This window comes from Alphaproteobacteria bacterium (assembly GCA_035625915.1).
Classification (GTDB): Bacteria; Pseudomonadota; Alphaproteobacteria; order JACZXZ01; family JACZXZ01; genus DATDHA01.
Genome location: DASPOR010000205.1, coordinates 44,119 through 55,235, shown reverse-complemented (window position 1 = coordinate 55,235; position 11,117 = coordinate 44,119). Strand labels below are relative to the sequence as shown.

General features: G+C 61.9%; 11 protein-coding genes. 8 read left to right on the top strand and 3 right to left on the bottom strand.

Annotated elements, in window-relative coordinates:
- Positions 1-277 precede the first annotated feature (277 nt).
- Positions 278-1,681: an MFS transporter gene (locus VEJ16_16585; GenBank protein ID HYB11281.1), complete on the top strand. Its 1,404-nt coding sequence runs from the start codon at positions 278-280 to the stop codon at positions 1,679-1,681.
- 80 nt (positions 1,682-1,761) lie between these two features.
- On the opposite strand, the gene VEJ16_16580 is transcribed toward VEJ16_16585, so the two are convergent.
- Positions 1,762-2,199: a DUF4399 domain-containing protein gene (locus tag VEJ16_16580; GenBank protein ID HYB11280.1), complete on the bottom strand. Its 438-nt coding sequence runs from the start codon at positions 2,197-2,199 to the stop codon at positions 1,762-1,764.
- A gap of 212 nt (positions 2,200-2,411) precedes the next feature.
- Here VEJ16_16580 and VEJ16_16575 point away from each other — a divergent pair, with 212 nt between their 5' ends.
- Positions 2,412-3,704, top strand: a complete 1,293-nt coding sequence (locus VEJ16_16575) for an MFS transporter (GenBank protein HYB11279.1) — start codon at positions 2,412-2,414, stop codon at positions 3,702-3,704.
- A 311-nt stretch (positions 3,705-4,015) separates the two neighbouring features.
- Complete coding sequence (locus VEJ16_16570) at positions 4,016-4,312, top strand: hypothetical protein (protein HYB11278.1); 297 nt, start codon at positions 4,016-4,018, stop codon at positions 4,310-4,312.
- A 151-nt stretch (positions 4,313-4,463) separates the two neighbouring features.
- Here VEJ16_16570 and VEJ16_16565 read toward each other — a convergent pair whose 3' ends face one another.
- Positions 4,464-4,937, bottom strand: a complete 474-nt coding sequence (locus tag VEJ16_16565; protein HYB11277.1) for a hypothetical protein — start codon at positions 4,935-4,937, stop codon at positions 4,464-4,466.
- A gap of 528 nt (positions 4,938-5,465) precedes the next feature.
- Here VEJ16_16565 and VEJ16_16560 point away from each other — a divergent pair.
- Positions 5,466-6,008: a cell wall hydrolase gene (locus VEJ16_16560; protein ID HYB11276.1), complete on the top strand. Its 543-nt coding sequence runs from the start codon at positions 5,466-5,468 to the stop codon at positions 6,006-6,008.
- 74 nt (positions 6,009-6,082) lie between these two features.
- Here VEJ16_16560 and VEJ16_16555 read toward each other — a convergent pair whose 3' ends face one another.
- Positions 6,083-6,481 carry a PPOX class F420-dependent oxidoreductase gene (locus tag VEJ16_16555; protein HYB11275.1) on the bottom strand — a complete coding sequence of 133 codons (399 nt, stop codon included), beginning with the start codon at positions 6,479-6,481 and terminating at the stop codon, positions 6,083-6,085.
- 276 nt (positions 6,482-6,757) lie between these two features.
- On the opposite strand from VEJ16_16555, the gene VEJ16_16550 reads away from it, so the two are divergent.
- The 4 genes from VEJ16_16550 to VEJ16_16535 all read left to right on the top strand — a co-directional run bounded on the left by VEJ16_16550 (position 6,758) and on the right by VEJ16_16535 (position 11,043).
- Positions 6,758-8,230 carry a pyridoxal-phosphate dependent enzyme gene (locus VEJ16_16550; protein ID HYB11274.1) on the top strand — a complete coding sequence of 491 codons (1,473 nt, stop codon included), beginning with the start codon at positions 6,758-6,760 and terminating at the stop codon, positions 8,228-8,230.
- A 63-nt stretch (positions 8,231-8,293) separates the two neighbouring features.
- Positions 8,294-9,247, top strand: coding sequence for a CoA-transferase (locus tag VEJ16_16545; GenBank protein ID HYB11273.1), 954 nt, complete (start codon positions 8,294-8,296; stop codon positions 9,245-9,247).
- Positions 9,237-10,028 carry a CoA-transferase gene (locus tag VEJ16_16540; GenBank protein ID HYB11272.1) on the top strand — a complete coding sequence of 264 codons (792 nt, stop codon included), beginning with the start codon at positions 9,237-9,239 and terminating at the stop codon, positions 10,026-10,028. Before VEJ16_16545 ends, VEJ16_16540 begins: the two co-directional genes overlap by 11 nt.
- Before the next feature lie 61 nt (positions 10,029-10,089).
- A complete protein-coding gene (locus tag VEJ16_16535; GenBank protein HYB11271.1) occupies positions 10,090-11,043 on the top strand; it encodes a TIGR03619 family F420-dependent LLM class oxidoreductase in 954 nt (317 codons plus the stop codon).
- The last annotated feature ends 74 nt before the right edge of the window (positions 11,044-11,117 follow it).

Below are 11,117 nucleotides of genomic sequence, written 5' to 3'. Positions count from 1 at the left end.
GCCGGTGGCCGTTTCCGGCCGCCTCTTTGCGTGGCGCGAAAGAAGGCGCGCAAAGCGCGCCGGCGGCCGTTTCCGGCCGCCGCTTTGCGTGGCGCAAAAGAAGGCGCGCAAAGCGCGCCGACGGCCTCTAACGCGGGCGAGCACCTGTTTTATGCTTTGGGCGCGTAGGACCATGGGAAGGCCATGATGGAGCGAGGCGCCAAAGCCGCTGCGGCCGACGCCAGAGATTTACCCCACAATTTTCCGGTCGCCAGTTGCATTTTCCGGGACTGATGAAATGCCCGCTGCTTTTTCGAAACCCATGGTCGTCCCGCTGATCGTCGCATGCGCCCTCTTCATGGAGAATCTCGACGGCACGGTAATCACCACGGCCGTGCCCGCAATGGCGGTTTCGTTCGGCACGAGCCCCATTCATCTGAGCATTGGCATTACCGCCTATATGCTGAGCCTCGCCGTGTTCGTGCCGGTAAGCGGTTGGGTCGCCGACCGCTTCGGCGCGCGAACTACCTTTCGGACCGCAATCGCGATCTTCACGCTCGGGTCGGTCCTTTGCGGATTTTGCAATGGGATCGCGGAATTCGCGGCGGCCCGCGTGCTGCAAGGCTGCGGGGGCGCGATGATGGTGCCGGTCGGCCGGTTGATCATGATTCGAAGTGTGGAGAAATCCGAGCTTGTGCGCGCCATGGCCTATTTGACGGTGCCGGCACTCATCGGCCCCGTGCTCGGCCCGCCGGTCGGCGGCTTCATCACCACCTATTTCTCCTGGCGCTGGATTTTCTTTCTCAACGTTCCCATGGGTATCCTTGGCCTGGTCCTGGTAACGCTCCTGATCGAGAACTACCGGGCGGCCGAGACCTGGCCGCTCGACTGGGTCGGCTTTTTGCTGACCGGGATTTCGCTCACCTGCCTGACTTATGGAATCGATCAGATCGGCCACCCGGGCGCAAACGTGGAATTCGCGTGGCTCCTGCTCGGCGTTGCGGGCGCGGGGGGAGGTGCGAGTTTTTTTCACGCGCGCCGCCATCCCCACCCCCTCATCGATCTCTCGCTCCTCAGGATTCCGACATTCTCGATCTCGGTCACGGGCGGGTCGATCTTTCGCGTCTGTGCTGGTGCGCTGCCGTTCCTGCTGCCGGTCATGTTGCAGGTCGCCTTCGGCATGACGGCGTTTGCCTCCGGGCTTCTCACTTTCGCAAGCGCTCTTGGATCGTTCACCATGAAGATGTCGACGCGGCCCATTCTGCAGCGCTTCGGTTTCCGCAACGTACTGATCGTGAATGCCGTCATCTGCGCGTGCTCGCTCGTCGCATGCAGTCTCTTCACGGCGCTTACGCCGACCGCCGCCATATTCATCGTGTTGCTGATCGGCGGATTTTTCCGCTCGCTTCAATACACGAGCTTGAACACGCTGGCCTTCGCGGACGTGCCATTTGCCAAGCTTAGCGGCGCGACGAGCATTTCAAGCATGATGCAGCAGCTCTCGAACGGGATGGGCGTGGCGTTGGGTGCTGTTTTGCTGCACGGCCTCCTCGCGCAGCGCGGTGCGGCCGCGGATTTGCTCGCGGCCGTGGACCTGCGATACGCCTTCGCAATCGTCGGCGTGCTTTCGCTGGCATCGATGATCTTCTTCTATCGCCTGGCCCGCGATGCCGGTGCGGAGGTTAGCGGCCACCGTGGTTGAGTGCCGTACCTTCCCCTTCCGATCGCACGGGCCGCAGTCCGACGGCCTCTTTGTTCAATCGCCCCCTGGCCAACTGCGAGTCATTTGACCGTGATCGTAATCACCCTCGACATCACCGGCGGCTTGAACGGGACGTGGTTGCCGTCGCCCAGCACGAGCTGCAATGTGTGCTTGCCGGGCGGCAATGTCAGTGTTGCTTCGGTCTGCCCGCCGCCGAAATGCATATGCTGCGCGTCGCTCGGGATCGGGTTGGCAAGGTCGGCTTTGCTCAGCTTGGTATCGATCAGCAGATGATGATGGCCCGTACCCGGCTCGTAAGTACCGGCTTTCGCAATCGTCATGCCTTTGATGCCGAACTCGACCTTGAACGGGCTCGTGACAGTGGCCCCGTTCTTGAGATTGACGAAGTACACCTTCGCACCCGGCGTCGAAGGCGTTTGTTGTGCTGCCGCAGCACCCGAAAGCGCAAGCGCGAGACCTAGGCCCGCGATGACCGCGAATAGCGTTCGTCTGAACATCGGTACCTCGATTCTGCTATGGAAATAAGCGTCCCCTGACTTGCCCTGTTGTCGCGGGCGCTCGCTCATGGCCATCCCGCATGGAGTGTATCGAGTGGTGCGGGGGATTCAAAGGGCATGTACCGCAGAATCGGGGCGATTGACAACGTACTCGGTTGGTTCCTCAATGGCCCCAAGAGTCAAAAAAATTACATGACCGATCGGGAGGCGTCATGAGTGCTGGAGAGAGCCGGAAGTCGAAGATCTTGGCCGTGATCCGCGTTGCGAGCGGCAACTTCCTCGAAATGTACGACTTCTTCATCTTCGGCTATTACGCCACCGCCATCGGCCGCACGTTCTTCCCGAGCGACAGCGAATATTCCTCGCTGATGTCGGCGTTCATGACATTCGGCGTGGGATTTCTGATGAGGCCGCTCGGCGCCATCGTGCTCGGCGCCTATTCCGATCACCACGGGCGGCGCGCCGGCCTCATTCTCACGTTGAGCCTGATGTCGATCGGCATCGTTTCGATCGCTTGCATGCCGGGTTATGAGACGATCGGACTCGCAGCACCGATCCTGGTGGTGATCGGTCGTCTGATCCAAGGCTTCTCCGCGGGCATGGAACTCGGCGGCGTATCCGTTTACTTGGCCGAGATCGCGACACCCGGCCGAAAGGGTTTTTATACGAGCTGGCAATCGGGGAGCCAGCAGGTCGCCGTCATGTTCGCGGCCTTGGTCGGCGTCATCCTGAGCACCGCCCTTCCTCCGGAAACGATGGACGCGTGGGGCTGGCGCATTCCGCTCCTCATCGGGTGCATGATCGTCCCGCTCATTTTCATGCTTAGGCGCTCGCTCAAGGAAACCGATGAGTTTCTCGCGCGCAAGCACCGCCCGACAATATCGGAAATCCTTGTCTCGCTCGCCGAGAATTGGGGGATTGTGATCATCGGCATGATGATGGTGATGATGACCACGGTCACCTTCTACATGATCACGGCCTATACGCCGACGTTCGGTCGAAATGTGCTGCACCTCACGGCAAACGATAGCCTTATCGTCACGTTGTGCGTGGGACTTTCGAACTTCATGTGGCTTCCGATCATGGGTGCGGCCTCCGACAAGGTCGGGCGCCGGCCGCTCCTGATCTCTTGCACGGTGCTCGCCCTCGTGACCGCCTACCCAGTGATGACCTGGCTGGTTGCCGAACCTTCCTTTTCACGATTGCTCGCGGTCCTGCTTTGGTTTTCGTTCCTCTTCGGCAGCTATAACGGGGCCATGGTCGCTTATCTCACGGAGATCATGCCCGCGCATGTGCGAACGGCGGGCTTTTCGCTCGCCTTCAGCCTTGCCACGGCACTCTTCGGCGGCTTTACGCCTTATGTCAGCACGTTGCTGATCCATGTGACGAAAAATCCGGCGATGCCAGGCGTGTGGCTGTCATTCGCCGCGGCGTGCAGCCTCGTGGCGTCACTCCTGGCGAGACCTCAGCCGGAGATGCGGCCGGCCGCCGTCATTGCCGAATAGGCCGGACAATCTCGTACAGCCGATCGCGGCGCGTGGGCTCCGACGTTTAGTTCGGAGCGCAATCCTTGACGCGCATTCGGCGGTGTTGCTAGAGCTTTTGTATTAGTAAAAAATTATGTAATGAATGATTTATTACTTATAAATTATATATGCGGCTGCAGGATTTATTTCACTGGACAAGATTTTGGCCGCCGTTTAGCCCTACGGATGCAATGGTCGAGGCATCATGACTGGCGTGACACAGGGTCGCGAGCGCGTGGGTGGAGGTGCGTCGATCTTCGGGAGGCAGGCTAGAAAAACGGAGGCCGGTTGTGAAGCATCTTTTGATCGCTGCCATTGCGGCGGCGTGTGTGTCGGGGGCCGCTTACGCGCAGGACGACAAGTCTTATCAATGCCAAAGGGACGGTGATGTCCGCACGGTCACGGTCGAGTATTCGAAGGCGGGACCCGCCCAATGCAGCGTCTACTACAAGAAGTCGGCATCGGAGTCGGGGCTTGGCAAGGAGCTCTGGCACTATCAATCCCATATCGATCAATGCGAGGCGGAGGCGCAACAATTCCGCACCAAGCTCGAAGGCTTCGGATTGTCCTGCTCTGAAATGAAGTGACAGTTCTCCCGCGCATTCGATAAGGACGTCCGAGGGGACTGCCACCGCCGCAACGTGCGCGCATCGCACGTGCCGCGTCGTGTAGACGCCGATTATGGCCGCCAGGGTGGGGTCGGCTGCCTTAGCCTATTCGACTTGAGCCGACCTCGCTCTACAATCGGTGCTCGGTCCCGTGATCGCGCGGCATATGATGGGCGGCGCGCGCGATGTCGTTTTGCGTGAGCGATGACTTCGTCGTCGAAAGCGACGACACCAGGACGAGTGCGAGCAACAGTGCGGCCGCGACTGCCCAGGCACTCGGCCACGTGCCGGCCGCGCGATCGCGGTCTCCGAACGCGTCGGATGCGGGTGATCTTGCCGCAACGTGCGATATGGCCGCTGTCTCCAGCGGACGTTCTACGGCCGGTGCGTCCGGCGGCAGCACCACTGTCGTCGACGGGACCGCATGACTTCTCTTGAGTGCCGCGGGGGTTAGCCGATCGTTGCCGGTTGGCGCCGGGTGCGCGCTCCCGAGACGAAAGTGCCGGCGTCTCTGCACGCGCGGCAATCCGTGGCGCCGGAAATCGGACTCGAATCGCTGCGAATAATGGAGCCTGTACGTGCGTTTGGCTGTGCCGTATGCCATGGTCGTACCCCTCGCCCATTATCCGTAGCACGGTTGGCGGCCCCGGCGGTGTTAACCATTTCACAGGGCCGGCCGGTGCGCTCGGGCACGCGTCGCGGGCGCCGTAGCGGAGATCGATAATAGATAGCCGGCTATTGATTAACTACCTCGCGTTCCGCTGCTTGCCGCGCGATGTTTCAGCGTTGAAACCCAGCGCTCCACCGACGCAACCTTTCGCCGCGATGCACACTTCTTTTTCGCGGCCTTCTCAATGCGTTGCTCCGGTGCCTTCCCTGGCACAATCCTTGCCCGAATATAAGTTAATTCGATGCGCGCCCAGGATGCTGTCGGAGGCCGAGAAGGCGCGGCTATCCGCCGCGGACGGCCGGATTGAGCGATGCACGGTAGGAAGCATCGGCGAAATTCGGCCCGGACCCGCGCAATGCACATCCGGGGATTGTTTGCGGCCTCGCCCTCAAGGGGGCGGACCCGACGTGATTGCGATCGGTTTTTTTGAAAGATGTCGCAGCAAATTTGGAGGCGGTCCACATGCGATGGCCCCTCAGCGCGCTGGCGTTTTGCATCTCCCTCCTCGCGACGATTCCATCGCACGAGGCCGTGTCATCCTATGCGCCCGAGGACCGCACGCCACCGTTGCCGACGTGGCCGGTCGTCACGGTCGACAGGGTTGAGCTTCATTGCCTTACTATGAATATATACTACGAAGCGCGCGGCGAGGCTCCGGAGGGTCAGCTTGCCGTCGCCCACGTAACCCTCAACCGATCCCGCGCACACGGGTTCGCGCGGACGATCTGCGATGTCGTCTATCAAAGAAACGCGTTCTCCTGGACAGGCCATCGCAAGGGCAAAAAGGCGGCCCCCTTCGACGACGACGCCTGGTCCCTTGCGGCCATGATCGCCCGACTCGCACTCTCGGGCTTGACTGAGGACCCGACGGGGGGTGCGACCGACTTTCACGCGGCGAGCGCCCGGCCTTCCTGGGTAGCCGACAAGGCGCTTACGGCCGAGATCGGCCACCACAGGTTCTATGTGCGCAGCACCCCGCCTCACGGTCAGGCGAATCCCGGCTGACCCCTCTAAAAGATGCCGGCTCGCGGCCCCAACCTTGAGCGAGCACGGGACCCGGCTCCAGGAGAGGTCCCGTGTCAGCCCATCACCGAGGCCGACATGGGCTCGATTTCATACATGATCCGAACTTCGCCGGGTTGCGCGTAGGGATATTTATCCTGACCGAGGTACTTCTTCGCGAGCGAGTCGATGTGCTTGCTGGCACCCTCTTCGGTCATCCGCTTCACGCGCCCGCGGACTTGGATGTGGCGGTAGGGATTGTCTGGGTCCATGATCGCCAGCGCCACGGCCGACCCTTCCTTCATGTTGCGCGCCTTCACCCGTCCCTTCGCCGTGTTCACGCGGATGACGCCGTGATCGTAGTCGAACCAGACCGGCGTTACCTGGGGTGAACCGTCCGGCATCACCGTGGCGAGATTGGCGAATGCCTTCTTTTGCCGCAGCAGATCGAGATACTTGTCGGGTATCGCTGCCATCGTCGTATGCTCCTCGAGAGAGTTTTCGGAAGGGGCGTTGCGGCCGCAGGATGGGATTGCCAATGCAGTCCGCACCCCCGCCGTTTTGCCTCGCCACACTAGCACGGCAGGGGCGGGCGCAGGAAAGCAGTTGAGGGGTTTCGCACCGCTATGGTATTAAAAATAGGACGATAATACGATAGGTCGACTTCGGCCGAGTGCCGTCGACCGCAGGAAGGGCGACGCGTGGCGCTGCAATCGAACGACTTGAAGAAATGGACCGAGCTTGCGACCGAGGTGCTCGATCGCGGCGTTCATGAGCGCGCAGTGCGCCACCTGCGTGCGGCGCGGGTTGTGCTGCCGACCTTCTCGGAGCTTGGCGATCCGTCGCGGATCCCGGGCTCGATCGTCTCCGAGCTCGGAGGGGTCGACCCGGATGCGCCGCACGCCGCCAACCTCTTCCGCGTGCACTGGTACAATGACGAGCGCCGCGCCGGGCAAGGGAAAGTGCCGAGCTATCTCGAGCTTCCGGACGCGCTGACCGGCGTGAAAGCGCGCATCCTCGTCGCCCTTGGGCGCTACTTCCCCATGATCGGCGCCCACAAGGTGCTTGCGGCCTATGGCTGCCTCGCGCCGAAGCTCGTGACGGGGCAATTCGACCCCGAGCATCAGAAGGCCGTGTGGCCGTCGACTGGAAACTATTGCCGCGGCGGGGTTGCGATCTCGCGTATCCTCGGCTGCCGTGGGGTAGCCGTGCTGCCTGCTGGCATGAGCCAGGAGCGGTTCGACTGGCTCAAGCGCTGGGTGAGCAAGCCCGAGGATATCGTCCGCACGCCAGGGACGGAAAGCAACGTCAAGGAAATCTACGACAAGTGCGCGGAGCTTGCGCAGGACAGAGCCAACGTCATCCTCAACCAATTCTCCGAGTTCGGGAACTACCTCGCGCATTATGTCTGCACCGGGCCGGCATTGCGCACGGTTTTCGAGGATATGCGCAACCGCGATCCCAAATTGCGCCTGAGCGCCTTCGTCGCCGCCTCCGGCTCGGCGGGCACCCTCGGCGCCGGCGATTATCTCAAGAATGCCTATGGCACCAAGATCGCCGCCGTCGAGGCCGTCGAATGTCCGACCATGCTCTATAACGGCTATGGCGAGCACAACATCCAAGGCATCGGCGACAAGCACATTCCCTTCATCCACAATGTGATGAATACCGACCTCGTGATCGGCATTTCCGACCGGAGCACCGATTCGCTCAATCTCCTCTTCAACAGCGAGGTCGGGCGGCGTTTCCTTTCGGCGCGTCGCAAGCTCGATCCCGCACTGATCGACCGTCTCGACGGCCTAGGCCTCTCGAGCATCGCGAACGTGCTTGCGGCAATCAAGATCGCGAAGCATCTCGGCTTGGGTGCCGGCGACGCGATCGTGACAGTGGCGACCGACAGCGCCGCGATGTACGCGAGCGAGGCCCGCAAATACGAATCGGCGCACTATCCTCGCGGTTTCGATGAGGTCGCCGCGGGCCAGGTCCTGGGCGCGCACCTCGAGGGCGTTAGCGTCGACCACACGATCGAGCTCACGGAAATCGACCGGAATCGCATTTACAATCTAGGCTATTACACGTGGGTGGAGCAGCAGGGCGTGCCGCTCGACGCATTCGATCGGCGTCGGGACCAAGGGTTCTGGCGCGGGCTTCAAAGTGCGGTTGCGGGGTGGGACCGGCTGATTGAAGAATTCAACGCACGCACCGGCCTGAACCGCCCCGGCTAGGGGAGCCTTCGCCGACACAGCCGGCGCCGAGGGTGCGCCACGGCGGATGAACGGAGGATAGGATTGACAGAGGCGTATTTGGAGCTGCGGCGACGGACCGCCGAGCGCGACCGAAGCCTGCACGAAAAGGTGACGTCCCTCGAGGAGGCCGCTCGGCTCGTCAAGGACGGGGAAAAGGTCGGCATCGGTGGCAGCACGCTTTCGCGCACGCCCATGGCGATGATCTGGGCGCTCATCCGGGCTGGGCGCAAAGGGCTTTCGTGTTCGCGCAGCATCATGTCGAGCGAGGGCGAGCTGCTTTTCGGCTCGGGCGTCTCTGCGCACGTGCTGACGAGCTGGTTCAGCCAGGGAATCGTCTGGGGCGTATCGAAGGTCATGCGCCAATACACGGAATCGAAGCGCGCGCGCTTCGAGGAGTGGAGTCACATGGCCGTTGGAATGCGTTTCCGCGCCGGTGCGATGGGTGTGCCGTTTTTGCCGATGCGCTCGATGTTGGGTTCGGACGTCATCGGCCGCCTGCCGGAGGCAAAGGAAATCGATTGTCCGTTCACCGGCGAGAAGCTCGTGCTCGTGCCCGCCCTCAATCCCGACGTCGCCCTGATCCACGTCCAGCGTTGCGACGCCTACGGCAACGCGCAGATGGATGGGCTTCAGTTCATGGATATCGATCTCGCCATGGCCGCGAATCGCGTCATCCTGACAACGGAGCGCATCGTGTCCAACGACCAAATCCGACGGGCGCCCGACCGGACGAAGATTCCCTTTCTCGCCGTCGAAGCGGTGGTCGAGGTACCCTTCGGGTGTGCGCCGCACGAATGCTATGGCGTCTACGAGCCGTTCTTCAAACATCTCGACATGTACGCGGAGCTGATCCGCAAGGACCCCGAAAAGGGCATGAAGACCTATCTCGACCGTTACGTTTATGGCCCGAAAGATTGGACCGGGTATCTCGATCTTCTCGGTATCGATCAGGCCCTCGATGCGGCCCGCCGCGGGAGGCGTATCTATGACGATTGAAACCATGACCATACCGAAGGCGTGCGACTACACGGCAAGCGAGCTTCTTGCGGTGATGGCGGGCCGCTTGCTCAAGGACGGACAGGTCGTCTTCGCGGGTGTCGGCATTCCGCTCCTCGCGGCAACGCTCGCCCAGCGCCTTCATGGGCCGGGGCTCACGATCCTCTTCGAGGGCGGCACCATCGGCGCCTTCGTCGAGCCGGGACAGCTCCCACCCTCGACCAATGAGCAGCGATGCACGCGCCGCGCCAACATGGTGCTGAGCAGCACCGATGTGCTCCTCCTCCTCCAGCGCGGCTACGTCGATATCGGCTTCATGGGCGGTGCTCAGATCGACCGGCACGGCAACCTCAACAGCTCCTTCATTGGTGACGCGGAAAATCCGACGACAAGGCTGCCCGGCACGGGCGGGGGCAATGACATCTCCAGCCTGACCCAGATGATCGTGGCGATGAAGCACGAGAAGCGCCGCTTCGTCGAGAAAGTCGATTTCATCACGAGCCCCGGATTTATCCGCGGTGGTGCCAGCCGGCGCCAGTCCGGCCTCCTCGCCGGCGGCATGTACCGTGTCGTCACCGACTTGGCCGTGATGGGTTTCGACGACAAGACCAAGTGCATGGAGGTGCTCGCACTGCACCCCGGCGCGAGTGTGGAAGAGGTTCGGGACAACACGGGCTTCGACCTTCTCGTGAGCCGCAATCTCACCGTCACCGAGGCGCCGAGCGATCGGGAGCTTGCCGTGCTGCGCAATCTCGATCCCGACAAGCTCTATATTGCCTGAACCCCGACCGCCGCCGCAATCGGCACCGCATCTCGACTTCGACCCTCAGCAGGAAAAAACCATGGCCGGACTTTCGAACACATTTGGAATCGCGATGCGGAACTTCACCGCGTTCCCCCAACTGCCCGACGCACAGGAACTCGTCGACTACGGGGTGCGGATGGAGGAACTTGGCTTCGACTCACTCTGGGTCTGGGATCACATCCTGCTTGGCGTCGACCCGCATTTTCCGATCATCGATTCGCTTTCGCTTCTCACCGCGGTCGCGGCGCGCACGAAAAGAATCAAGCTCGGCACTGGGATACTCGTGCTGCCGCTGCGCAACCCGCTCGTGCTCGCCAAGCAGCTCTCGAGCATGGACCAGCTTTCGCGCGGACGACTTCTGCTCGGCATGGCGTCCGGCTGGTACAAGCGCGAATTCGATTCGATCGGCGTTCCCTTCGAGAAGCGCGGCAAGATCATGGACGAAAACCTCGAGATCATGACGCGCCTCTGGACGGAGGACCTCGTGGTCGGCGATTACCCGCCCTATCACATGCGTGGTGCGGTGATGTTCCCGAAGCCCTATCAGCGCCCTCGCCCGCCGATCCTCATCGGCGGTTATGTCGATCGGGTCCTGAAGCGTGCGGGTGTGACGGGCGATGGCTGGTTGACCTATTTCTACACGCCGGAGAGCTTCACCAAGTCGTGGAGCAAGGTTTGCGCTTTTGCAGCCGACGCCGGGAAGGACCCGGGAACTCTTCTCAATGGCAACCAACTGCCGATCATGGTCGGCAAGTCCCGCAGTGCGGTCGAAGGGCCGATGAACGAATGGCTCTCGAAGGAGTGGGACTATGCGGCGTGGAGCGAGTCGACCAAGGACTCCGCAATCATGGGGACGGTCGACGAATGCGTGGCGCAGCTCCAGGCCCATCTCAAGGTGGGCGTGCAGAAGCTCATCTTCGTGCCCTACCAGTATCGCTCGGACCAGGTCGAGATCATCGCCAAGGAAATCATTCCGCGCCTCAAGCGATGACGTGCGGCCGCCACCGACTCAACCGGCCGCCTTTTTCGGCCACGCGATAGTCCGAGCGTATGCGTGCGAGGTAC